The organism is Acidiphilium sp. C61, assembly GCF_905116885.1.
In the GTDB taxonomy this organism is placed as follows: domain Bacteria; phylum Pseudomonadota; class Alphaproteobacteria; order Acetobacterales; family Acetobacteraceae; genus Acidiphilium.
This window is the reverse complement of the sequence record NZ_CAJHNI010000005.1, coordinates 926,484-948,842: the sequence shown is the minus strand read 5'-3', so window position 1 is coordinate 948,842 and position 22,359 is coordinate 926,484. Positions and strand designations below refer to the sequence as shown.

Sequence of the window (22,359 nt, the reverse complement as noted above, 5' to 3'; positions counted from 1 at the left end):
ATGCTGCATCCGATCGTGATCGCCGCCGGCGGTACTGGCGGCCACATGGTTCCGGCCGAATCGGTGGCGGATGAACTCATGCGGCGCGGCCAGCGGATCGTGCTGATGACGGATGCGCGGTCTGCAGCGCTGAGGTCGCCCGTCTTCGACGGCTGCGAGCGCCATGTTCTGGCCGGCGCTGGACTGGCCGGGCGAAGCCTCGGGCGCCGGCTGTCCGGTATGGCGCAGCTTGCGCGCGGCACGGGCACGGCACGCCGCCTTCTCGCGCAGCTCGACGCCGCCGCCGTGGTCGGCTTCGGCGGCTATCCCTCGGTGCCCCCGATCCTCGCGGCGGCCACGCTGCGGCGACGCCCTGCCATCGTGCTGCATGATCAGAACGCGGTTCTCGGCGGCGCCAATCGCTTTCTCGCCCGGTTCGCCGATCACATCGCGCTGAGTTTCGAGGGCACCGCGGGGCTGCCCGCAACGGCGCGCACGACGATCACCGGCAATCCGGTGCGCGCCGCCATCTCGGCGCTCGCCGCATCGCCCTATGCGCCGCCCGCGGAGACGATCCGGCTGCTGGTGCTGGGCGGCTCGCTCGGCGCGCGTGTGTTCGCCACCCTTGTGCCGGCCGCGCTCGCCCTGCTGCCCGAGGCGTTGCGCCAGCGGATCATGCTGACCATGCAGTGTCCGGCCGAGGCGATCGGTGACGCGCGTGGCGCGCTCGATGCCGCGGGGATCAAGCACGAGCTGGCGCCCTTTTTCAGCGATGTGGCGCCGCGGATGGCGGGGGCGCATCTGCTGATCGCGCGGTCCGGCGGATCCACCGTCGCCGAGGTGGCAACGATCGGGCGGCCGGCGATCTTCATTCCGCTCGCGATCAATACCGACCAGCGGCACAATGCCGATGTCCTGGCCCGGCGCGGCGGTGCATTGCGGCTCGACCAGGCGACGACGACACCCGAATTGCTGGCCCGGGCGCTCGGCACCCTGCTCGATGATCCGGCACGTCTCGCGGCGATGGCCGAGGCGTCGGCCGGCGCGCGGATCGAGGGGGCGGCGATGCGCCTGGCCGATCTCGTTCTTTCGGCAATTGCGGAGCGCGTACGATGAGGGCCATGCCGCTGTCGATCGGGACGATCCATTTCGTCGGCATTGCCGGGATCGGCATGTCCGGCATCGCCGAGGTGCTGCACAATCTCGGCTATTCGGTGCAGGGATCCGATCTTTCCGAAAACGCCAATGTCGCGCGCCTGCGCGCCGCGGGCATTCCGGTCGCGATCGGGCATGACGCCGCCAATCTCGGCAGCGCGCAGGTCGTCGTGGTGTCGACCGCGGTGCCGCGGGACAATCCCGAGGTGCAGGCGGCGCGCAAGCGGATGATCCCGGTGGTGCGCCGCGCCGAGATGCTGGGCGAGCTGATGCGGCTGCGCTGGGCGGTCGCGATCGGCGGTACCCATGGCAAGACGACGACGACGAGCCTGGTCGCGGCCGTGCTCGAAGGGGCGGGGCTCGACCCGACCGTGATCAATGGCGGGATCATCAACGCCTACGGCACCAATGCGCGGCTTGGCGGCGGCGACTGGATGGTGGTCGAGGCCGATGAGAGCGATGGCAGCTTCCTTCGTCTGCCGGCGGTGATCGCCGTCGTCACCAACATGGATCCCGAGCATCTCGACCATTGGGGCTCTGCGGAGGCGATGGAGGCGGGATATCGCCAGTTCGTCTCGAACATCCCGTTCTACGGGTTCGCCGTGCTGTGCATCGATCATCCCGGCGTGCAGCGGATGATCCCGGACCTGTCGGATCACCGGCTGATCACCTACGGCCTGTCGCCACAGGCGGATGTGCGGGCCGAGCGGATCATGTCCGACCGGAATGGCGCGACCTTCGAGGTTCGCCTCTCCGAGCGCGTGGCCGGGCGTGAGCGCGTGCTGGCGCCGATCCGCCTGCCGATGCTTGGCAACCACAACGTCCAGAACGCGCTGGCCGCGATCGCGATCGGCATCGAGATGGATGTGCCGGAGGTGGACCTGCGCGCGGCCCTGGCAAGTTTCCGTGGCGTGAAGCGGCGTTTCACCAAGACCGGCGAGGTCGCCGGCATCACCGTGATCGACGATTACGGCCATCACCCGGTCGAGATCGCGGCGGTGCTGCGGGCGGCGCGCCAGGCCGGGGCGCGGGATGTGATCGCCGTGGTGCAGCCGCACCGCTATTCGCGCCTTGCCACGTTGTTCGAGGATTTCTGCACCTGCATGAACGATGCGGGCAAGGTGATCGTCGCCGATGTCTACCCGGCGGGCGAGGAGCCGATTCCGGGCATTGATCGGGATGCGCTGGTCGAGGGTCTGCGGGCGCGCGGCCACAAATCGGTCGTCTCGCTCGGCAGCCCCGATCATCTAGCCGAGATGATCAACGCGATGGCCCGCGCCGGCGATTTCGTCGTGTGCCTCGGCGCCGGGTCGATCACCAATTGGGCGCAGGCGCTGCCCAACCAGTTGCAGTCGCTGATCGAGACCACCCGCCGCGGTGCCGGGGGGATGCCCATGGGGACGCCCGGGGGGATGCCCGGGGGGATGCGATGATGGCCGCGCCTGTCATGGCCGACTGGCGGGCCGGGCTGCCGGAAGTGCGCGGGCGCATCGGGTTCGATGTGCCTCTCGGCCCAGTGACGTGGTTCCGCGTCGGCGGCCCGGCAGAGGTGATGTTCCGCCCCGCCGATATCGATGATCTGAGCTGTTTTCTCGCCGCGCTCGCGCCGGAAGTGCCGGTGCTGCCGATCGGCGCCGCCTCCAACCTGATCGTGCGCGATGGTGGAATCGCGGGTGTGGTCGTGCGGCTCGTGCGCGGATTTGCCGACATCGAGGTCCAGCCCGACGGCATCGTGGCGGGTGCGGCGGCGCTGGATGCGACGATCGCCGAACACGCCGCGGCGGCGGGGCTGGCCGGACTCGAATTCCTCTCCGGCATTCCGGGCTCGCTGGGCGGCGCCGTGGCGATGAATGCTGGCGCCTATGGCACCGAGATCCGCGATGTTCTGGACTGGGCCGAGATCATCGGGAGGGACGGGACGGTCGCGCGCTATGCCGCTGGCGATCTCGCGCTGACCTATCGTCACGCGCGGTTGCCGGAGGGCGGAATCGTCGTGCGGGCACGGCTGCACGCGCGGCAGGGCGAGGCGACGGCGATTGCCGCGCGGATGGCTGAGATCCGCGCGAGCCGCGAGGCGACGCAGCCGGTGCGGGCACGGACCGGCGGCTCGACCTTCCGCAACCCCGAGGGCGACAAGGCCTGGCGGCTGATCGACGAGGCGGGCTGCCGCGGGCTTACGCAGGGCGGCGCGCAGGTTTCGGAAAAGCACTGCAATTTCCTCATCAATCTCGGCGAGGCGAGCGCCGCCGACATCGAGGGCCTGGGCGAGATGGTGCGCCGGCGCGTGCGCGAGCGCACCGGCGTCGAACTGATCTGGGAAATCCGCAGGATCGGCCTGCCCGGGCGGGGGGCGGCATGAAGCGCGTCGCGGTCCTGCTCGGCGGCATTTCGGAAGAGCGCGAGGTCAGCCTCGCCTCCGGCCGGCAGGTTGCGGCGGCGCTGCGCCAGGCTGGATATGACGTGTTCGAGATCGAGGTTGGCGCCGATCTCGGCGCGGTGATCGCAGCACTGACGCCGGCGCCGGATGCGGTGTTCAACGCGCTGCACGGCCGGTTCGGCGAGGACGGGACAATCCAGGGCGTGCTCGACTACATGGGCATCCCTTACACCCATTCCGGCGTCCGGGCGTCGTCGATGGCGATGGACAAGGGGGCGGCGAAGGCGGTTTTCGCCGCTGCCGGCCTGCCGCTGGCGCAGCACCGCATCGTGCCGCTCGATGTGCTCGCCGCGGCCGATCCGCTGCCGCGCCCCTATGTCGTCAAGCCGGTGAACGAGGGCTCCTCGGTCGGCGTGTTCATCCTGCGCGATGGCGATAACCGCCGTGCCGACATCGTGCGCGACTGGCGCCACGGCACGGTGGCGATGACCGAGGAATATGTTCCCGGACGCGAACTCACCGTTTCCGTGCTCGATGACCGCGCCCTGGCCGTCACCGAAATCCGCGCCGAGGGGTTCTACGATTACACGGCGAAATATGCCGCCGGCGCCTCGCGCCACGAAATTCCGGCGCAGATTCCGCCTGTGGTGAGCGCAAGGGCGAAGGATGTCGCGGTCGCGGCGCATCGCGCGCTCGGCTGCCGCGGGGCGACGCGTTCGGATTTCCGCTACGATGACGAAACGGATCGGCTCGTGCTGCTGGAGGTGAACACCCAGCCCGGCATGACGCCGACCTCGCTGCTGCCCGAGCAGGCGGCCCATTGCGGAATCGACTTCCCCGCCCTGTGCGCCTGGATGGTGGAGAACGCCACATGCCGCGTGTGAAGGCGCGCAAGACCACTGTGCAGGACCGGCCGAGCCCGCGCACGCTGCTGCTGCGCCGCTTGCGGCGGGCCGGACGGCCGACGGCGGTGCTTGGCGTGGTCGCCATCCTGCTGATCGCGGTGCCGCTTGGCTTGCGCGGCGTGGCCGCCGTGTTCCGGCCGGTGCGCGCAGCGGCGGCGGGCCTTGCGGCTGACGCCGGTTTCCGCGTCGCCCATATCGAATTGCAGGGCGTGGCGCCAGGCTCGCGCGCCGTGGTCGAGCGGGTCATCGCTGTCGAACGGGGCCAGCCGATCTTCGCGGTCTCGCCGGCTGTGGTGGCGGCACGGGTCGGCGCGCTCGGTCTCGTGCGCACCGCGGTGGTCGAGCGTGTGCTGCCGGACACGTTGCGGGTCGAGGTGACCGAACGCCGCGCTCTTGCGATCTGGCAGCGGCCGGACGGACGATTCGCCCTGGTCGGCCCCGGTGGGGCCGTGCTGGAGGATCGCGATGCCGGCGCGGCCCGCGCACATGACCCGAGCTTGCGGCTGCTGGTCGGCATCGGCGCGCCGAAACATGCGCAGGATCTGCTCGACCTGCTCGCGCGATTCCCCGCGATCGACTCCAGGGTGGTTGCCGCCGAACGGATCGACCGGCTGCGCTGGAACCTCATCCTGCGGGACAAGACGATCGTGGAACTGCCGGATTCCCATCCCGCGCGTGCGCTCTCCGCGCTGATGCAGGCAGAGCGGAAGATTCGCCTGCTGGAGCGGCCGGTGCGCCGGATCGACCTGCGGCTGGCCGATCGGCTGGTGGTGCGCCCCTATCCCAAAGGCTTCGCGACCGAGGCGGCAACGCCATCGGCCGCAGCCGGTAAGCACAAATCATGAGGGAGGCACGGACATGAACGATCTGTCCCGCCGCGCGACGATCACCGCGACACGGGCCGACCCTCGCCAGCAGGATGCGCGACGCCAGCCCGCGCGCTCCGGCCCGTTCGGCGTGCTCGACATCGGCTCGACCAAGATTTCCTGCCTCATCGGCCGCGCTGAGAGCGATGGCCGGCTGCGCGCGCTCGGCTTTGGCTGGCAGCGCGGGCGGGGGGTCAAGTCCGGCGGAATCGTCGATCTCGAAGAGGCGGAGAAAGCCATCCGCGCCGCTGTCGGCGCGGCCGAGGACCAGGCCGACATGCGGCTGAAATCGGTCACGGTGAACCTGTCATGCGGGCAGCCGGAGAGCCGGCTGTTCAACGTGCAATGGCCGATCGACGGCCGCGCCGTGACCGAGGACGACATCCGCCGCGTGGTGCGCGAGGCGCGGGCCCGCGCGGCATCCGAGGGGCGCGGCACGATCCATGCCCTGCCGCTGAATTTCTCCACCGACGAGACCGGCGGCGTTGCCGATCCGCGTGGCCTTTATTGCGACACGCTGACCGCACAGCTTCATGTGGTCGATGCCGCCACCACGGCGATCAAGAGCGTCACCGCCTGTCTCGAACGCTGCGAACTCGAGATTGCCTCAATGGTCTCGGCGCCGTTCGCCTCCGGCCTCGCGACGCTGGTCGAGGACGAGCGCGAACTCGGCGCCACCGTGATCGACATGGGCGGCGGCACGACGACGATCGCGATTTTCGCCGAGGGGCAGATGCTGCACACGGCGCAGCTGCCGGTCGGCGGCAATCACGTCACCAACGATGTCGCCCGTCTGCTGTCGACCCAAGTGGCGCATGCCGAGCGGCTGAAGACGCTCTACGGCACCTGCCAGGAAAGCCCGGACGATGCGCGCGAACTGCTGCCCGTGCCGCTGGTCGGAGAGGCCGAACACCAGATCGCCAAGGTGCCGCGCAGTGCGCTGGTGTCCATCATCCGCCCGCGGCTCGAGGAGATTTTCGAGCTGGTGCGCGACCGGATCGAGACCTCCGGCCTCGGTCGTGCGGCCGGCGCGCGCGTGGTGCTGACCGGTGGCGCATCGCAACTCGTCGGCGCCCGCGAACTCGCGGCACAGATCCTCGATCGCCAGGTGCGCATCGGCAAGCCGCTCGGCGTCATCGGCCTGCCCGACGCGGCCACCGTGCCGAATTTCGCCACCATGATCGGGCTGCTCGCCTTCGCCACCGGCGAGGGCCAGACGATGCACGACATCGATTTCAACGTCGCTGCGCCGCAAGGCCGGTTGGCCCGGTTCATGAATTTTCTCGTGCGGCGGATGTGATGACACACCCCCATCGCATCGCCGCCCTCCCTCGTTTCACGCCCGCCTGCCAGGAGACGCAGACATGACCCTGAACCTGATCCGACAGACCACGACACAGACAGATTTCACACCGCGTATCACGGTGATCGGCGTCGGCGGCGGCGGCACCAATGCGGTCAACAACATGATCGCCCTCAACCTGCCGGGCGTGGAATTCGTCGTCGCCAATACCGACGCGCAGCAGCTGATGCTTTCGCGCGCCGAACGCCGCATCCAGCTCGGGCCGCATATCACCCAGGGCAACGGCGCGGGCGGACGGCCGGAAATCGGCAAGGCCTCGGCCGAGGAAGCGTCGGAAGACCTCGCCCGGCATCTCGACGGCGCGCACATGGTGTTCATCACCGCGGGCATGGGCGGCGGCACCGGCACGGGTGCCGCACCGGTCATCGCGCGGATGGCGCGCGAGCGCGGCATCCTGACGGTCGGCGTGGTGACCAAGCCCTTCGCCTTCGAGGGCCGCCGCCGCCTGCGCTCCGCTGAAGACGGGATCAACGAGCTGCAGCAATTCGTCGATACGCTGATCGTGATTCCGAACCAGAACCTCTTCAAGGTGGCCAACGAGCGCACGGGTTGGAAGGAGGCCTTCGAGATGGCCGACCACGTGCTCTACATGGGCGTGCGCGGCGTTACCGACCTCATGGTGGTCCCGGGCCTCGTCAACCTCGACTATGCCGACATCCGCTCGGTGATGTCGGTGATGGGCAAGGCGATGATGGGCACCGGCGAAGCCGAGGGCGAGGATCGCGCAATCCGTGCCGCGGAGGCGGCGATCTCCAACCCGCTGCTCGAAGACACCAACATGAAGGGCGCGCGCGGGCTGCTGATCAACATCACCGGCAGTTCCGACTTCTCGCTGCATGAACTCGACCAGGCGGCGAACCGCATTGCCGAGGAAGTCGACGAGGATGCGAACATCATGGTCGGCATGGCGCTCGACGAGAGCCTCGGCAGCCGGGTCCGGATTTCGGTTGTCGCGACCGGGATCGACACGCCGGCGCCATCGCAAGCCGAGCGGCCGCGCCTTGCCGCGGTGTCGGGCGACAGCGTGATGGTGGAGGCGAATGCGACCATCGCGGCGCAGGTGCAGGCACCGGTGAACCACGCCGCGCAGAATTCCGGGTTCCAGCATCAGCCTCAACCTCAGCCTTCGGTCCAGCCGCAGGCGCTGCATCCCCAGCCTGAAGCTGCCCCGGCGGCTCCGCGTCAGCAATTCCAGCAGGAAGCGCCGGTACGGGCACCGATTTCGGCACCGGCGGCCTACCGCGAGGCGCCCCGCGCCGCCGAGCCGCCCCGCAAGCAGAGCCTGTTCAGCCGGATGACCAATGGTTTCCGCAACGCGGCAGCGCCCCAGCCCGTTCAGCCGGCGGCCGAGCCGCCGCGGGCGGCGATGCCGGCCTGGCCGGCCCGGGAGGAGGCATCCTATCCGTCGCCGCAGCATGCCCCGCGCGACCTGTCGCATGGCGCGGCACCGGACGGCGCGTCCCACCATGTCCCGCATCAACAGCATGAGCCGCGTGCGGCCGTGCGGCTCAGCCACAACGAGGAAATCGGCATCGATATCCCGGCATTCCTCCGTCGTCAGCAATCCTGACGCCATCGCTATCCGGCCGGCTGATCGGGTGAAACCGATCAGCCGGTTCATCCGATCGGATGATACGCCGCGTGACCGGCATCGCTTCGCGTTCCCCAACCGGCTGCGCGCGCTGTCATCCAAATCCTTCCGCTCACCGTGTTGTGCACTTGCCGCGTGCGCTGTCGCGGCGCCATCCTTCCGCGCATGACGGATGCTCTCGGATTGCTGCTGCTGGCTGCCGCGATCGGTGCGTGGTTGGCGTTCGACGCCACGCGGGACAGGGGCGAGCGCCCGGCCAGCGATGCGGGCGCGAAAGCGATGCTGCATGGCGTCGTCGGCAGTCTCGGCCTTGCGGCTCTTGTCGTCACGCTGGATCGCCACCCGCTCGCGCAGCGCATGGGCCTTGGCGGGTTTGGTGCCGGCGCAGAACTCCTGCTCGGGCTTGCGCTTTGCCTTGGCCTCTCCGTCATCGTCATCGCCTCGCGCGGGCGGCGCATTCCGGGCCTGCTGCTGGCGATCCACGCCATGCTGGCCATCGCAGGCATCTCGCTTGTCCTCGCCATTGCGGCACTTGCCTGATTTTGCGCTTTCGCAACGATCCTGGATGAAATAGGATAATTCAACTTTCAGTTGAGAATTATCCTTTGGACGCCGGACTGACCATCGACAGAACGACACCCTCGTCGGCGGTCACAACGCCGGACGGTGGCTATCGGGCGGCCTCCTATGCGGGGCGCATCGTGCTGTTCCTGCCCGTGGCGATGCTGGCTGGCGTGCTTCTCTATTTCGACCTTGGCAGTGAACCGCCGGTCTGGATCGCGCCTGTGGCGATCATGCTGGCCGGCGGTGGCCTTGCCCTTTGTTGGCAGCGTCCGGTCCTCCGACGTATCGCCGCGCTGTTCCTCTTCGCGACGATCGGCTTCGGGCGGGCACAGTGGCAGGCGATCGCGATGCCGCCGCCGATCCTCGTGCCGCATGGTGTCGTTACCGTCGCCGGGCGGGTCAGCTCGATCGATATTCTCCCGACCGGCCGCCGGGTGGCACTCGCTTCGCCGCGGCTCGATGGCGGACCCGCCCTGGCCCGCGCGGTGCGGGTCAAGCTGCGCAAGGGCGACGATCTTCGCCTTGCCGCCGGAGACCTTGTCCGTGTGCGCGCCTTTCTGTTCGCCCCCTCGCGCCCGGCCTATCCCGGCGGGTGGTCGTTCGCGCGGGACCAGTTCTTCTCGGGCATCGGGGCGGTCGGATTTGCCGTGAGCAAGATCGCGATCATCCGTCCGGGGCGGCCGGGCTGGGCCGGCGCGCTGAGGCGGCTGCGGGAGACGATCGCCGCCCGTGTCCTGACCGCCATGCCGCCAACGACCGGGCCGGTGGCGGCGACCTTGCTGACCGGGTTCGAGTCGGCGATCCCCGCCCGTGAGCGGCAGGATTTCATCACCGCCGGGCTTGCGCACATCCTTGCCGTCGCCGGCCTGCATATCGGGATCGTGATGGGCGCTTTGTTCGCGGTGGCGCGATTCGCGGCTGGACTGTCCGAGCCGTTGCTCCTGCGGGTCCCGGCCAAGGTGGTCGCCTCGCTCGTCGCCTTCGCCGGCGGTCTGGTCTACGCGGCGCTGACCGGGTTTCACGTTCCGATCGAGCGAAGCCTCGCAATGGCGGGCCTTGTCCTGCTCGGCATCGTCGCGGGGCGCCGGGCGCTGTCGCTCCGTGGCCTGGCGCTGGCGGCTTTCGCGCTGATGCTGATCGAGCCGCAATCGGTTCCGGGTCCGAGCTTCCAGATGAGCTTCTCGGCCGTGCTGGCGTTGATTGCCGGCTACGAGGCGTTCGGCCGCCGGCTCACGATCGGAGGCGATGGATGGCACCAGCGCCTCGGGAGGCATGTGGCGGCGCTGGCCTTCACCTCGCTGCTCGCAGGCGGCGCCTCGATGCCTTTCGCCGCCTACCAGTTCCAGCAGGTGCAGCCCTACTACATCCTCGCCAATCTGGTCGCTGTGCCGCTGACCGCGCTGATCGTGCTGCCCGCGGGGATGGTGGCGCTGCTGCTGATGCCGCTGCATCTCGAGGCGCTGGCGCTGGCGCCGATGGGGTGGGGGATCGCCGCGATTCTGGCCGTTGCCCGGTTTGTCGGCGAGTTGCCGCACGCCCTCATCGCGATCGGGCCAAGTCCGGGCTGGCCGGTTGCGCTGCTGGGCTTCGGCATGGCGCTGCTGGGCCTGCTGCGGGACCGGACGCGCTTCGCCGGGGCGCCGCTGGTCGCGATCGGCCTTGCGGGCATGATGACAGGCCGCGCGCCGGATGTGCTCGTCTCGCCGACAGCGTCTCTCGTCGCGGTGCGGGATGGCGCGGTGGTGCGGATTCTCGTGACCCGACGAGCCGACAACTACACGCTGGCGCAGTGGCGCCCGGTTTTCGCCCATGATCGCGTCCGCGTGGCGAGGGCAACCGATCTCTGCCCCGACGGTCGATGCCGGTTCGATCGCGGGCGGGTGCTGTATCTCGACGGTCCTGCCGCGGCGAAGGGCGGCTGCGGCGAGGCGCGCGTGGTCGTCTCGCCGCGGCCCCTGCGCGGCGCCTGTCGTGGCCGTGGGCGCGTCGTGCTCGACCGTTTCAGCGTGTGGCGGGATGGCGCGATCGCCCTGCGCTTCAGCGGGGCCCGCTTGCGGTTCGCGACGGATCGGGACGTGCAGGGCGCGCGGCCCTGGGTGCCGGATTGGCCGCCGCGCTGGCACCGGCGCCGATAGGGCATTATCCGATCGGATGGGGTTTCTTGATCGTATATCGTGCTCTGAAGCGGGCGGTGCACGGCAGCCGATTGCAGGTCTCATGCAGGAAAACGTAGCGCCGCGCGGCGGCGGTGTTGCCCTGCCGGGGCCTGGTGCGCGACAGGACACGCGCCTCGGCAATGGCCCCGAGCGTCTGGCCAAGGCGCGACGTCATGGCGCCGCGCGCCAGATACACGCCGGCGCGCAGCCAGAAGCCCGCCGGGCCATCCCAGTCATGCGCGATCAGCAGGCGGTTGCGGACGAAATGGCGCCACCGCCCCGCGCTCCAGCCCATGCGCGCTTCGGGCGACACGGCGTGGACGACCGCGAGGTCGCCGTGATGCTCGATCTTCCAGCCGGCAGCGATGGCGCGGCGCGCGAATTCATATTCCTCCCAGGCGAAGAACAGCGTCGCGTCATACCCCCCGAGCTGCTCGAAACAGGCGCGCGACAGGGCATGGCCGCAGCCGACGAAGGTGGTGGCGGTGAAACGCCGCTCCGCCTGCCGCACGAGGCGCGCGGGATATCCCCAGCTCGTCCGGTCGAGACAGGCGCCATCGGCCGCGAGTATCCGAAACCCGATCGCCCCGAGGCGATCTGCGCCGGCGATCCGCCGCGCGGCGTGCGCCGCCGTGTCGCGGTCAGCGAAGACGGCATCATTGTCGAGACTGATGATCGTCCTGCCGCGCCCGAGCGTTGCGGCGAGATTGCGGCCCCCCGGCACGCCTAAATTCCGCGCGACGCCATAAACCGCAACATTTTCATAGTCCTGCGCCGCGGCTGTCAGGGCCGCGCGCATGGCTGCATCCGAGGCCTGGTCCAGGATGATGACATGGCTGTCCATGCCGGTCTGGGACGCGGCCGAGCGGAGGGCGGCGATGGTTTCGCGCGGCCGCTGATGGCTGAGAATGACGATATCCGCATCATAGGCGCGGCCGGGCGGCGGCGTTCCCGCCAGCAGGTGCGGCTCAGACGGCATTGCGCCCAATGAGCACGGCGGGAACCGTCCGCAACAGGATCGCGATATCGAGCCAGACCGACCATCGCTCGATGTAATCGAGATCGGCGGCGACGCGCGCGGTCACGAGGTCGCGCCGCTCCGCCGGGCCGCGCAGGCCCCGCACCTGTGCAAGGCCGGTCAGCCCCGGCTTTACCCGGTGGCGCACGCCGTAGAACGCGATCGCCTGTTCGAAGGTGAAGTCCCCGCCGCTTGTATGCGGCGCGTGGGGCCGGGGACCGACCAGCGACATGTCGCCGCGCAGCACGTTGACGAGCTGCGGCAGTTCATCGAGCGAGAGGCGGCGGAGAACGCGGCCGAGCCGCGTGATCCGCCGGTCGCCCGCGCGCGCCTGGACGACGGGGATGTTGCGACCCGTGGCGTCCTGCGGGTGCATCGTGCGGAACTTGAAAACGGTGAATGGGACGCCATCCAGCCCGATCCGGCGCTGCCGGAACAGAACCGGGCCGGACAGGCACAGTGAAATGGCGATGGCGGCGAGGAGCGGGGACAGCAGAACGCTCAGGAGGGCGGCGCCAATGATGTCCATCCCTCGTTTCGCTGATGCAGCCAGGGGGCGGATCGGCCGGTCGAGCGCCGTGACGAGGCGAAGCCCGAGGCCCGCAGCGAGGTCGCCGGCGCCGATTTCGGCAGCGGCGTCGAAGGCGAGACGTATCCTGACCGGCTGGTCCGCGAGGCGGGCGAGCAGCGCGTCCAGCCGGCCGCGCGTCTGCACGCTGTCGCCGCGGCGGATGACGACGATGAGATCGCCGATCTGGTCGGACCGGATCAGCCCCTCCAGCGTCGCGACATCGGCAATCGCGCGCAGACCCGACGAGGTCGCCAGCCCCAGGCAGAAAATATATCCAAGGCGATGATCGGCGAGGCGATCGAGCTGGTCGCAGACCGCGCGGTCGCACGGCGCGGTGGTCACGAGGGCCGCGGCCCCCTGGGCAACGCCGATCCCATGACGCTGCCAGATCCGGGCCACGGCAATCCGGCCTGCGAACAGAAGGGTCGCGGTCAGGGTGAAGGCGGCAATTGCCCAGCCGAACGATGTACCGAGCGGCGGTGCTGTCGGCGACGGCCGCAGCACCGCGATCCGCAGCAATGAGAGCGTTTCCGCCGCCACAAGCGCGCGCATGATCGAGGTTGCGTGATCGAGCGGGGCGCGGACCGGCCCCGGCTCGTAAAGCCCCGAGCCCGCCAGCGTGATGACGGTCAGCGCAGCATAGACGAGCTGACTTGGCAGGCCACGCGCCATGGTGGGGGCGGAAAGCAGGAACCGGGAGCCGAGTTGCGGGCCGAGGCAGGCGGCGGCGATGTCGGTAACCAGCAGCAGGAAGAGGCCGGCATGCATACCGATATGGATGTGCCGGCCGGGCGCCTGCGGCTGTCTTGCTGCCGCTCCGTTGCGGACAGGTTTGGCGATGGAGTTGAAAGCGGTCTGCGACATCGGTCCGGAACGACCTCGGCTTTCGGGGATACAACTGAAGATTGTATTGAATTAACCGAAAACCAGACGCCGGGAAAGCAGAAAATTAACCAGAAAGCCGGAAACGGAACCTGCGCACACGGCCAGCACGGGGTAGTGCCGCGGCAACACGAAGCTGGCGATGAGCAGGGAATAGGCGCCGCGGTTGATCGAGAAGCCGATCATGTTGACGAGCAGGAAGCGCAACCATTGCGTGTGGGCGGGGCGTTGGGTGCGTGCGCGAAAGGTCCAGATCCGGTGCAACATCCAGTTGCAGCTTGCCGCAAAGACGTAGGCCGCCATGCCCGCGCCGTAGAGCCCGAGGCTGGGGATGAGCGCATAGACCGCGGCGATATCCACGAGCAGGCCAAAGACGCCAACCGTGCCGAACCGCAGCAATTCGCCCGCCGCATCGCGATGACGCGCCGGGAGGCGGCTGGTGATCAGCATGATGGGTGAGGGCAGGGCCGGCATGCGGCCGGAGAGTTAACAGGCTTCCGGCAGTGCGCAACCTGGCCTGTGACAAATTCTGTCAAATTCGCACCTTGCGGTAAGAAAGCTGTCCGGTTCTCTTGACCAACGCCGGAGAGCCCCATCATCATGGTATAAGGAAGCGGATCATCCGGGCGGAGGGTCCCGCGCCATCATGAACGGAGGAATCAATGCCCCAGGTTAAACTCACGGTGAACGGCAAGCCGGCGACCGCCGAGGTGGAAGCCCGCACGCTGCTCGTCGAGATGCTGCGCGAAAACCTTCACCTGACCGGCACACATGTCGGGTGCGACACCAGCCAGTGCGGCGCCTGTGTGGTCAAGATCGATGGCAAGTCGGTGAAGTCGTGCACGATGCTCGCGGTGCAGGCGAATGGCAGCGAGATCACCACGATCGAGGGGCTGGCGGCAGCCGACGGCACGCTGCATCCGATGCAGGAAATGTTCCGCGAACATCACGGCCTGCAATGCGGCTTCTGCACCCCGGGCATGGTGATGAGCGCGATCGATCTGGTCGAGAGCCATCCGGAAGGCCTGACCGAGCAGCAGATCCGCGAGGAACTCGAAGGCAATATCTGCCGCTGCACGGGCTACCACAACATCGTCAAGGCGATCGCCGCCGCTTGGCCGCTCATGCATGGGCGCGAGCTGCCGCAGGCCGCCGAATAAGGTTCGGGCTGCAAAAGGTGAAGCACCCGTATGTCCGGGTGCAAGAAAAATTTCGGGAGATCATCCATGAACGATACGACCTTGCCGCACATCGTGAAGGGCGGCATTGGCGACTCGCCGAAGCGCGTGGAAGACCGCCGGTTCCTGTCAGGCCGCGGTCACTACACCGACGATATCAACCGCCCCGACCAGACCTATGCCGTGTTCCGCCGCTCGGACGTGGCCCATGGCGTCATCCGGTCGATCGACACCGCCGCCGCGCGGGCGATGCCGGGTGTTGTCGCCATTTTCACCGGTGACGACATCGCCAAGGCCGGCATCGGCGGCGTGCCGTGCGGCTGGCAGATCCACAGCAAGGACGGCTCGCCGATGGTCGAGCCGCCGCATCCGGTGCTGGCCCAGGGCAAGGTCCGGTATGTCGGCGATGCGATCGCGATGGTGATTGCCGAGACTGTCGACCAGGCGAAGGACGCCGCCGAGGCGCTGGTGGTCAACATCGACCCGCTGCCGGCGGTCTCCAACATGATCGCGGCGACGGCCGAGGGTGCTGCCCTCGTGCATGACGAGGCCAAGGGCAATGTCTGCTTCGACTGGCATATCGGCGACAAGGACGCCGTGGATGCCGCCTTCGCCAAGGCCCACAAGGTCGCGACGATCGACCTAGTGAACAACCGGCTGGTGCCGAACCCGATCGAGCCGCGTGCGGCGATCGGCGATTTCGACCGGTCGACCGGTGAACACACGCTCTACACCACCAGCCAGAACCCGCATGTGATCCGGCTGCTGATGGGCGCGTTCGTGCTGCAGATCCCCGAGCACAAGCTGCGCGTCGTCGCACCCGACGTCGGCGGCGGGTTCGGCGCCAAGATCTTCCACTATATCGAGGAAGCGGCGGTGACCTGGGCGGCCGCGCAGGTGAACCGGCCGGTGAAATGGACCTGCGAGCGCAGCGAATCCTTCATCACCGACGCTCATGGCCGCGACCATATCAGCCATGCCGAGCTGGCGCTGGCCGAGGACGGCGCATTCCTCGGGCTGCGGGTCAAGACGATGGCCAATCTCGGCGCCTATCTCTCGACCTTCGCGCCGTCGGTGCCGACCTATCTCTCGGCGACGCTGCTCGCCGGCGTCTACACGACGCCCGCGATCTATTCGGAAGTGAAGGCGCTCTTCACCAACACCGTCCCGGTCGACGCCTATCGTGGCGCCGGCCGTCCGGAGACCACCTTCCTGCTCGAACGCCTCGTCGATGTCGCGGCGAAGACGATGGGGATGGATCGTGTCGCCATCCGCCGGCGCAATTTCATCCCCGCCGACGCCTATCCGTATCAGACGCCGGTGGCGCTGCAATACGATAGCGGCAACCATGAGGCGACGCTCGCGCGCTGCATGGAGCTGGCCGACTGGAACGGATTCGAGGCGCGGCGCGCGGAGTCGGCGAAGCGCGGCAAGCTGCGCGGCATCGGCATGTCGACCTATCTCGAAGCCTGCGGCATCGCGCCGTCGGCGGTGGCCGGCGCGCTCGGCGCGAGGGCAGGGCTCTACGAGGTCGCCAACGTCAAGGTGCATCCGACCGGCTCGGTGACGCTCTATACCGGCACGCACAGCCACGGCCAGGGCCATGAGACGACCTTCGCCCAGCTCGTCGCCGACCAGCTCGGCGTGCCGTTCGAGCAAGTCGAGATCGTGCATGGTGACACCAGCAAGATCCCGTTCGGCATGGGCACCTACGGCAGCCGTTCGCTCGCCGTCGGCGGCTCGGCGATCGTCAAGGCGGTCGACAAGATCATCTCCAAGGGCAAGAAGATCGCCGCCCACCTGATGGAAGCCTCGGTCGACGACATCGAGTTCAAGGACGGCAAGTTCACCGTCGCGGGCACCGACAAGTCGAAGGCATTCGGCGAGATCGCGCTGACGGCCTATGTGCCGCACAACTACCCGCACGACGAACTCGAGCCCGGCCTCGACGAGACGGCATTCTACGATCCGAAGAACTTCACCTTCCCCGGCGGGTGCCATATCTGCGAGGTCGAGGTCGATCCCGATACCGGTGTCGTCAGCATGCTGAACTTCACCGCGGTCGACGATATCGGCCGGGTCATCAACCCGATGATCGTGCATGGCCAGGTTCACGGCGGTGTGGCCCAAGGTATCGGCCAGGCGCTGCTCGAACACGCGATCTACGACGAGACCGGCCAGCTCCTGTCCGGATCGCTGATGGACTACACGATGCCGCGCGCGGACAACCTGGTGAACATCCATGTCGGGACCGAATCGACGATGTGCACCCACAACCCGCTTGGAGCCAAGGGGGTTGGCGAGGTCGGCGCGATCGGCAGCCCGCCCGCGGTGATCAATGCCGTCGTCGATGCGCTGCGCGATTATGGGGTCACCCATATCGACATGCCGGCGACACCGCTGAAGATCTGGTCGATCATCAACGCGGCGTCGCCGCGGATGGCTGCCGAGTAACGGAGAGACGCAATGTACGATTTCAATTATCAGAAACCGGCCGCAATCGACGATGCGGTCAAGGCGCTGGGGAGCGATCCCGAGGCCAAGGCGCTTGCCGGTGGCATGACCTTCATCCCCGTGCTCAAGCAGCGGCTTGCCAAGCCGAGCACGCTGGTCGATCTCGGCGGGCTCGGCCTCTCCGGCATCCGCCGCGAAGGCAACGCGCTCGTCATCAAGGCGATGACCACGCATCGCGAGGTTGCCACCTCGAAGGTCGTTGCCGACGCGATCCCGGCGCTGGCGCATCTGGCCAGCCATATCGGCGACCGCCAGGTTCGATACCGCGGCACGATCGGCGGCTCTCTGGCCAATAACGATCCTTCCGCGTGCTATCCCTCCGCCGCACTCGCCCTCGGCGCCACGATCCGCACGACCAGGCGCGAAATTGCGGCGGATGACTATTTCCAGGGCATGTTCACGACGGCGCTGGAGCCGGATGAACTGATCGTCGAGGTCTCCTTTCCGATCCCGGAAAAGGCCGCCTACGAGAAGTTCCCGAATCCGGCATCGCGCTACGCCATGGTAGGCGTGTTCGTCGCCAAGACCGCCGGGGGCGCCCGCCTCGCGGTAACCGGCGCCGGCAATAACGGCGTGTTCCGTCATGCGGCGATGGAACAGGCGCTCTCGGCGAATTTCGCACCCGATGCGATTCGCGACGTGAAGACGCCCGAGGAGGACATGAACAGCGACATCCATGCGAGTGCGGCCTATCGCGCGCACCTCGTCGGCGTGATGGCCCGCCGGGCGGTCGCTTCCTGCGGCTGATCGTTCTGCACTGCAGGCTGATCGGGAAAGGGCGGCCCTGGGCCGCCCTTTTCTCATGCGGGGATTGTAGCCGGAGTGCTGTCCCGTTTTGTCACAACCGGGTGGGATCGCGGATTACCCACTTGCGTCGTTATCGACATGTCGTATTGTCGCGTCACTCCGCATCTCGCGGAGACAAAAGCGGAAAACGCATTCGTACCTCAACGATCCAGGAGACAAATCCATGTGGACCAAGCCGAAGCTCGTCGAAATCGCTGTTGGCACCGAAATCAACTGCTACGCCTGCGCTGATCTCGGCTAATCTGAACCAAGGCACCGGAACCGATGCTTTGCGCCGGTTCCGGTGAACTCTCAAATCGATGAAACTGATTGTTCTCGGTGCCGCTGCCGGAGGCGGGTTCCCGCAGTGGAACTGCGCCTGCGCGAATTGCGCGCGCGCCCGACATGGTGATCCGGCGGCACGGCCGCGTACCCAGGCGGCCCTTGCTGTAAGCGTCAACAATTCCGATTACGTGATCTTCAACGCATCGCCCGACCTGCGCGAACAGATCCTGGCAACGCCTGCGCTCCAGCCGCGCTCCGGCCTGCGCGACAGCCCGATCGTCGCGGCCGTTCTCACCGGCGGCGATGTCGATTTCACCGCCGGCCTGCTCAACCTGCGCGAAGGCCACCGCTTCGGCCTCTATGCCGGGCGGCGGATTCTTGACCTGATCGAGGACAGCAAGATCTTTCGCGTGCTCGATGCGAACCTTGTCCCCCGCAGGGAACTGCCGGTCGGCGTGCCGACGCGGCTTGCGGACGGTGCCGGGCGGGATCTGGGCATGACGGTCGAGGCCTTCGTGGTGCCGGGCAAGGTCGCACTCTATGCCGAGGATGCGAGCCGGACGGATTTCGGCTCGTCCGAGGGCGACACGATCGGCCTGCGCATCGCCGATGATGAGGGCAAGTCGTTCTTCTACATCCCCGGCTGCGCCCGCGTTTCGGCGGATGTTGCGGCGCGGGTGCGCGGCGCCGGCCTCGTGCTGTTCGATGGCACGCTCTGGCACGACAACGAGATGATCGAGGCGGGGCTCCTGCCCAAGACCGGCGCGCGGATGGGGCATGTCAGCGTCAGCGGGCCGGACGGATCGATCGCGGCCTTTGCCGGGCTCGACGTCGCGCGGAAGGTGTTCGTGCATGTCAACAACAGCAATCCGATGATCCTCGACGATTCGCCCGAACGGGCCGAAGCCGAGCGCGCCGGCTGGACCGTGGCGCATGACGGAATGGAGATCGTGCTATGACCGTGCTGCTGAGCCCCGACGACCTGGAATCGGCGTTGCGCGCCGTCGGTGCCGCGCGATACCACAACCGCCATCCATTTCATCAACTCCTGCATGGTGGCAAGCTGGACAAGCGCCAGGTGCAGGCCTGGGCACTCAACCGCTACTGTTATCAGGCGGCGATCCCGATCAAGGATGCGACGCTGATGGCCCGCACCGACGATGCCGACTTGCGCAGGGCCTGGCGTCAGCGGCTTGTCGATCATGACGGCAATGCGCCGGGCGAAGGCGGCATAGTCCGCTGGCTGGCGCTGGCCGAGGGGCTCGGTCTTGATCGCGACATGGTGGTGAGCGAGCGCCGCGCCTTGCCGGCGACCCGCTTCGCCGTGCGCGCCTATGTCGATTTCGTGCGCGACCGCTCCTTGCTGGAGGCGGTGGCCTCTTCGCTTACGGAAATGTTCTCGCCGACGATCATTTCCGAACGCGTCTCGGGCATGCTCGCGAACTACGATTTCATCACCAGGGAAACCCTGGCCTATTTCAACGCGCGCCTCGATCAGGCGCCGCGCGATGCGGATTTCGCGCTGGACTATGTCAAGCGCCATGCCCGCACGCCCGAACAGCAGCAGCAGGCGATCGCGGCGCTCACCTTCAAATGCAACGTGCTCTGGGCGCAGCTCGACGCCCTGCACCATGCCTATGTCAGCCCAGGGCTGATCCCGCCCGGCGCGTTCGGCCATGAAGGCGTGTGGTCGTGACCCTCACCGAGTCCAGCGTGCCCCGCCTGCCGCGGCATGTCCGCTTCCGGTTCGATGCGGCGCGGAATTGCCATGTCCTGCTCGCGCCCGAACTGGTCATCATGCCGGATGAGATCGCCGTCGCGATCCTTGAGGCAGTTGACGGAACGGCCAGCGTCGGCGGCATCGCCGACCTGCTGGCGGCGCGCTACGAAGCGCCGCGCGACGCGGTGCTGGCCGATTGCATCGAGATGCTCAACGATCTGGCGAAAAAGGGGATGATCGCGGCATGAACGATCTCGCACCCGCTTCGGTCACGCGTGCGGCCGTTGCGCCGCCGATGGCGATCATGATGGAGCTTACCCATCGCTGTCCGCTGAAATGCCCGTACTGCTCCAATCCGCTCGCCATGGATCGCGCGCGCGACGAGATGGATACGGCGACATGGATGCGCGTGATCACCGAGGCCGCGGCGCTCGGCGCGTTGCAAGGGCATTTTTCCGGCGGCGAGCCGATGGCGCGTGACGATCTGGCACAGCTCGTCCAGCACGCGCATCGCGAAGGGCTCTACACCAACCTGATCACCTCCGCTGTTTTGCTCGACCAGCAGAAGATGCACATGCTGGCCGAGGCCGGGCTCGATCATGTCCAGATCAGCTTTCAGGGTGCCGAGAGCGGTATTGCCGATCACGTCGCCGGGCTTCGCAACGCGCATGTCAAGAAACTCGCCGCGGCCAGGCTCGTGCGCGATGCCGGCCTCGCGCTCACGGTCAACGCGGTGATGCACCGCCAGAACCTGCATCAGCTGCCCGCCATGCTGGATCTCGCGGTCGAGGCCGGCGCCCAGCGAATCGAGGTGGCGCATGTGCAATATTACGGCTGGGCGCTCAAGAACCGCGCCGCACTGATCCCGACGCGCGGCCAGCTCGACGAGGCGACCCGCATCGTCGACGAAGCGCGCAAGCGGCTCGAAGGCGTCCTGAACATCGATTACGTCGTCCCCGATTATTACGCGTCGCGCCCCAAATCCTGCATGAGCGGCTGGGCCAGGCGCTTCTTCAATGTCACCCCCTCCGGCAAGGTCCTGCCCTGCCACGCCGCGGAGACGATCGGCCACCTGCGCTTTGATTCGGTGAAGGACAAGTCGCTTGCCGAAATCTGGCTGAATTCGGAAGCCTTCAACGCCTATCGCGGCACTGACTGGATGCCTGCCCCCTGCAAGGGATGCGAGCGCGCCGAGATCGACTGGGGCGGGTGCCGCTGTCAGGCGCTGGCCATTGCCGGCGATGCGGGGGCAACCGATCCAGCCTGCAGCCTGTCGCCGCATCACGACAGGATGCTGAACCTCGCGGTCGAGGAAAGTGCGGCCGGAAGCGAGGCTTTCGTCTACCGGATGATCTCGTAGAGCGCTACGGCGGCAGCGGCCGACACGTTCAGGCTTTCCATCCCGCCCGGCATCGGCAGCGAAACCAGCTCGTCGCAGGTTTCGCGGGTAAGGCGACGCAAGCCTTCGCCCTCGGCGCCGAGGACAAGTGCCGCGCGCCTGCCGCCCAGCGCGTCGCGGGACAGGAATGATGTCCCGGCGGCATCCAGCCCCATCACCCAGAGCCCCGCGGCTTTGAGCGCGATCAGCGCCCGCGCGATATTCACGGTCCGCAGCAACGGCATCCGCTCCAGCGCGCCGGATGCCGCCTTGGCGAGCGCGCCGCCTTCCTCCGGTGCGTTGCGCTCCTGCGCGATGACCATTGCCGCGCCGAATGCCTGTGCCGAGCGCAGGATGGCGCCGACATTGCGCGGATCGGTGATCTGGTCGAGCACGAGCACGGGTCCGGGACGTTTCAGGGCATCGGCCAGGGTGGGGGCGACCAGCGGGTCGGTCTGCAAGGCGATTCCCTGATGGACGATCCCGCGGCCCAGCATGTGCTCCAGCCGGTCGCGCTCAACCCGTTCGGGCTGGATGGCCCAGGGTTGCGGCAGCCGTGCGGCGAGCGTCGCCTCGCCCTCTTCCGTCACCAGCAGCCGCCGCAGCCGGCGCGCGGGATTCGCCAAGGCTGCCTCGACGGGGTGCAGCCCGTAGAGCCAGAAGCCGCCGCCGGCCGCCTGCGGGCGCCGTTCGCGCCCCACGTCACCATGGCCGCGCCCTTGGGGTGGGGATGTGCGATTGTGCTTGTGCGTCCGCCCGCCGCGCGGGTGTGGCTGATTGTCGCGTCTGTCCATGGCGGCTCTCTAGAGCATCATCCGATCAGATGGAAACATCTGATCCGATAAAGACGCTTAGACGAACAACAAGACAGCGCATGACATCCGATCCGGCTGGATCGAAACCGGCTCCAGCGTGCGCGGTGCGCTGTTGACAACACAGGCCTGATCGAAGATTACGGGCGGCGGAGAGGTGCCCGAGTGGCTAAAGGGGGCGGACTGTAAATCCGCTGGCGCACGCCTACGTTGGTTCGAATCCAACCCTCTCCACCATCCCAACACGATCGATCGTTTT

Annotated in this window: 21 protein-coding genes and 1 tRNA gene; 18 read left to right on the top strand and 4 right to left on the bottom strand. The window is 67.8% G+C overall.

Annotated elements, in window-relative coordinates; translation table 11 throughout:
* The 9 genes from murG to HUW10_RS07180 all read left to right on the top strand — a co-directional run bounded on the left by murG (nt 1) and on the right by HUW10_RS07180 (nt 10,935).
* Nucleotides 1-1,095, top strand: a complete 1,095-nt coding sequence (murG, locus tag HUW10_RS07220; protein ID WP_236656273.1) for an undecaprenyldiphospho-muramoylpentapeptide beta-N-acetylglucosaminyltransferase — start codon at nt 1-3, stop codon at nt 1,093-1,095.
* Nucleotides 1,092-2,567 carry a UDP-N-acetylmuramate--L-alanine ligase gene (murC, locus tag HUW10_RS07215; RefSeq protein WP_174502873.1) on the top strand — a complete coding sequence of 492 codons (1,476 nt, stop codon included), beginning with the start codon at nt 1,092-1,094 and terminating at the stop codon, nt 2,565-2,567. Before murG ends, murC begins: the two co-directional genes overlap by 4 nt.
* Nucleotides 2,564-3,493, top strand: coding sequence for a UDP-N-acetylmuramate dehydrogenase (murB, locus tag HUW10_RS07210; RefSeq protein ID WP_174502872.1), 930 nt, complete (start codon nt 2,564-2,566; stop codon nt 3,491-3,493). Before murC ends, murB begins: the two co-directional genes overlap by 4 nt.
* Complete coding sequence (locus HUW10_RS07205; RefSeq protein ID WP_174502871.1) at nt 3,490-4,395, top strand: D-alanine--D-alanine ligase; 906 nt, start codon at nt 3,490-3,492, stop codon at nt 4,393-4,395. The genes murB and HUW10_RS07205 overlap by 4 nt, the downstream gene beginning before the upstream one ends.
* Entirely contained in the window at nt 4,383-5,261 is an 879-nt protein-coding gene (locus HUW10_RS07200) for a cell division protein FtsQ/DivIB (protein ID WP_174502870.1), read from the top strand. The genes HUW10_RS07205 and HUW10_RS07200 overlap by 13 nt, the downstream gene beginning before the upstream one ends.
* 13 nt (nt 5,262-5,274) lie before the next feature.
* On the top strand, nt 5,275-6,582 hold the full coding sequence (ftsA, locus tag HUW10_RS07195; protein WP_174502869.1) for a cell division protein FtsA: 1,308 nt from the start codon (nt 5,275-5,277) through the stop codon (nt 6,580-6,582).
* A 64-nt stretch (nt 6,583-6,646) separates the two neighbouring features.
* A complete protein-coding gene (ftsZ, locus tag HUW10_RS07190; protein ID WP_174502868.1) occupies nt 6,647-8,215 on the top strand; it encodes a cell division protein FtsZ in 1,569 nt (522 codons plus the stop codon).
* A gap of 186 nt (nt 8,216-8,401) precedes the next feature.
* Nucleotides 8,402-8,776 (top strand): hypothetical protein, encoded by a 375-nt coding sequence (locus tag HUW10_RS07185; RefSeq protein ID WP_174502867.1) that lies wholly within the window; start codon nt 8,402-8,404, stop codon nt 8,774-8,776.
* A 65-nt stretch (nt 8,777-8,841) separates the two neighbouring features.
* On the top strand, nt 8,842-10,935 hold the full coding sequence (locus HUW10_RS07180; protein ID WP_236656271.1) for a ComEC/Rec2 family competence protein: 2,094 nt from the start codon (nt 8,842-8,844) through the stop codon (nt 10,933-10,935).
* A 4-nt stretch (nt 10,936-10,939) separates the two neighbouring features.
* Here the strand turns inward: HUW10_RS07180 and HUW10_RS07175 are convergent, their stop codons facing one another.
* From HUW10_RS07175 to HUW10_RS07165, 3 genes are read right to left on the bottom strand one after another with little or no spacing between them, the layout of a single operon-like run.
* Nucleotides 10,940-11,935 (bottom strand): glycosyltransferase family 2 protein, encoded by a 996-nt coding sequence (locus HUW10_RS07175; protein ID WP_174502866.1) that lies wholly within the window; start codon nt 11,933-11,935, stop codon nt 10,940-10,942.
* Entirely contained in the window at nt 11,925-13,409 is a 1,485-nt protein-coding gene (locus HUW10_RS07170) for an exopolysaccharide biosynthesis polyprenyl glycosylphosphotransferase (protein ID WP_174502865.1), read from the bottom strand. Before HUW10_RS07170 ends, HUW10_RS07175 begins: the two co-directional genes overlap by 11 nt.
* A 51-nt stretch (nt 13,410-13,460) precedes the next feature.
* Nucleotides 13,461-13,901, bottom strand: coding sequence for a GtrA family protein (locus tag HUW10_RS07165; protein ID WP_174502864.1), 441 nt, complete (start codon nt 13,899-13,901; stop codon nt 13,461-13,463).
* 188 nt (nt 13,902-14,089) lie between these two features.
* On the opposite strand from HUW10_RS07165, the gene HUW10_RS07160 reads away from it, so the two are divergent.
* The 8 genes from HUW10_RS07160 to pqqE all read left to right on the top strand — a co-directional run bounded on the left by HUW10_RS07160 (nt 14,090) and on the right by pqqE (nt 21,270).
* Nucleotides 14,090-14,587 carry a (2Fe-2S)-binding protein gene (locus HUW10_RS07160; RefSeq protein ID WP_174502863.1) on the top strand — a complete coding sequence of 166 codons (498 nt, stop codon included), beginning with the start codon at nt 14,090-14,092 and terminating at the stop codon, nt 14,585-14,587.
* A 66-nt stretch (nt 14,588-14,653) separates the two neighbouring features.
* A complete protein-coding gene (locus tag HUW10_RS07155; RefSeq protein WP_174502862.1) occupies nt 14,654-17,059 on the top strand; it encodes a xanthine dehydrogenase family protein molybdopterin-binding subunit in 2,406 nt (801 codons plus the stop codon).
* Nucleotides 17,060-17,071: 12 nt separating this feature from the next.
* A complete protein-coding gene (locus HUW10_RS07150) occupies nt 17,072-17,866 on the top strand; it encodes a xanthine dehydrogenase family protein subunit M (RefSeq protein WP_174502861.1) in 795 nt (264 codons plus the stop codon).
* 223 nt (nt 17,867-18,089) lie between these two features.
* The gene (gene pqqA, locus HUW10_RS18670; RefSeq protein ID WP_174504788.1) at nt 18,090-18,167 is read left to right on the top strand and encodes a pyrroloquinoline quinone precursor peptide PqqA; all 78 of its coding nucleotides are present in this window, start codon (nt 18,090-18,092) and stop codon (nt 18,165-18,167) included.
* A gap of 58 nt (nt 18,168-18,225) precedes the next feature.
* Nucleotides 18,226-19,149, top strand: coding sequence for a pyrroloquinoline quinone biosynthesis protein PqqB (gene pqqB / locus HUW10_RS07140; protein WP_174502860.1), 924 nt, complete (start codon nt 18,226-18,228; stop codon nt 19,147-19,149).
* On the top strand, nt 19,146-19,886 hold the full coding sequence (gene pqqC, locus HUW10_RS07135) for a pyrroloquinoline-quinone synthase PqqC (protein ID WP_174502859.1): 741 nt from the start codon (nt 19,146-19,148) through the stop codon (nt 19,884-19,886). The genes pqqB and pqqC overlap by 4 nt, the downstream gene beginning before the upstream one ends.
* The gene (pqqD, locus tag HUW10_RS07130) at nt 19,883-20,158 is read left to right on the top strand and encodes a pyrroloquinoline quinone biosynthesis peptide chaperone PqqD (protein ID WP_174502858.1); all 276 of its coding nucleotides are present in this window, start codon (nt 19,883-19,885) and stop codon (nt 20,156-20,158) included. The genes pqqC and pqqD overlap by 4 nt, the downstream gene beginning before the upstream one ends.
* Complete coding sequence (pqqE, locus tag HUW10_RS07125; RefSeq protein WP_174502857.1) at nt 20,155-21,270, top strand: pyrroloquinoline quinone biosynthesis protein PqqE; 1,116 nt, start codon at nt 20,155-20,157, stop codon at nt 21,268-21,270. Before pqqD ends, pqqE begins: the two co-directional genes overlap by 4 nt.
* Here the strand turns inward: pqqE and rlmB are convergent.
* Complete coding sequence (gene rlmB / locus HUW10_RS07120) at nt 21,252-22,082, bottom strand: 23S rRNA (guanosine(2251)-2'-O)-methyltransferase RlmB (protein ID WP_174502856.1); 831 nt, start codon at nt 22,080-22,082, stop codon at nt 21,252-21,254. The two genes, pqqE and rlmB, sit on opposite strands and share 19 nt — an antisense overlap.
* Before the next feature lie 169 nt (nt 22,083-22,251).
* Here rlmB and HUW10_RS07115 point away from each other — a divergent pair.
* Nucleotides 22,252-22,337, top strand: a tRNA-Tyr gene (locus HUW10_RS07115).
* Nucleotides 22,338-22,359: the final 22 nt, after the last annotated feature.

Excerpts from the sequence above, each read along its gene's own strand:
- murG (WP_236656273.1), top strand. The coding sequence starts at position 1 with ATGCTGCATCCGATCGTGATCGCCGCCGGCGGTACTGGCGGCCACATG.
- murC (WP_174502873.1), top strand. The coding sequence starts at position 1,092 with ATGAGGGCCATGCCGCTGTCGATCGGGACGATCCATTTCGTCGGCATT.
- murB (WP_174502872.1), top strand. The coding sequence starts at position 2,564 with ATGATGGCCGCGCCTGTCATGGCCGACTGGCGGGCCGGGCTGCCGGAA.
- HUW10_RS07205 (WP_174502871.1), top strand. The coding sequence starts at position 3,490 with ATGAAGCGCGTCGCGGTCCTGCTCGGCGGCATTTCGGAAGAGCGCGAG.
- HUW10_RS07200 (WP_174502870.1), top strand. The coding sequence starts at position 4,383 with ATGCCGCGTGTGAAGGCGCGCAAGACCACTGTGCAGGACCGGCCGAGC.
- ftsA (WP_174502869.1), top strand. The coding sequence starts at position 5,275 with ATGAACGATCTGTCCCGCCGCGCGACGATCACCGCGACACGGGCCGAC.
- ftsZ (WP_174502868.1), top strand. The coding sequence starts at position 6,647 with ATGACCCTGAACCTGATCCGACAGACCACGACACAGACAGATTTCACA.
- HUW10_RS07185 (WP_174502867.1), top strand. The coding sequence starts at position 8,402 with ATGACGGATGCTCTCGGATTGCTGCTGCTGGCTGCCGCGATCGGTGCG.
- HUW10_RS07175 (WP_174502866.1), bottom strand. The coding sequence starts at position 11,935 with ATGCCGTCTGAGCCGCACCTGCTGGCGGGAACGCCGCCGCCCGGCCGC.
- HUW10_RS07170 (WP_174502865.1), bottom strand. The coding sequence starts at position 13,409 with ATGTCGCAGACCGCTTTCAACTCCATCGCCAAACCTGTCCGCAACGGA.
- HUW10_RS07165 (WP_174502864.1), bottom strand. The coding sequence starts at position 13,901 with ATGCCGGCCCTGCCCTCACCCATCATGCTGATCACCAGCCGCCTCCCG.
- HUW10_RS07160 (WP_174502863.1), top strand. The coding sequence starts at position 14,090 with ATGCCCCAGGTTAAACTCACGGTGAACGGCAAGCCGGCGACCGCCGAG.
- HUW10_RS07155 (WP_174502862.1), top strand. The coding sequence starts at position 14,654 with ATGAACGATACGACCTTGCCGCACATCGTGAAGGGCGGCATTGGCGAC.
- HUW10_RS07150 (WP_174502861.1), top strand. The coding sequence starts at position 17,072 with ATGTACGATTTCAATTATCAGAAACCGGCCGCAATCGACGATGCGGTC.
- pqqA (WP_174504788.1), top strand. The coding sequence starts at position 18,090 with ATGTGGACCAAGCCGAAGCTCGTCGAAATCGCTGTTGGCACCGAAATC.
- pqqB (WP_174502860.1), top strand. The coding sequence starts at position 18,226 with ATGAAACTGATTGTTCTCGGTGCCGCTGCCGGAGGCGGGTTCCCGCAG.
- pqqC (WP_174502859.1), top strand. The coding sequence starts at position 19,146 with ATGACCGTGCTGCTGAGCCCCGACGACCTGGAATCGGCGTTGCGCGCC.
- pqqE (WP_174502857.1), top strand. The coding sequence starts at position 20,155 with ATGAACGATCTCGCACCCGCTTCGGTCACGCGTGCGGCCGTTGCGCCG.
- rlmB (WP_174502856.1), bottom strand. The coding sequence starts at position 22,082 with ATGGACAGACGCGACAATCAGCCACACCCGCGCGGCGGGCGGACGCAC.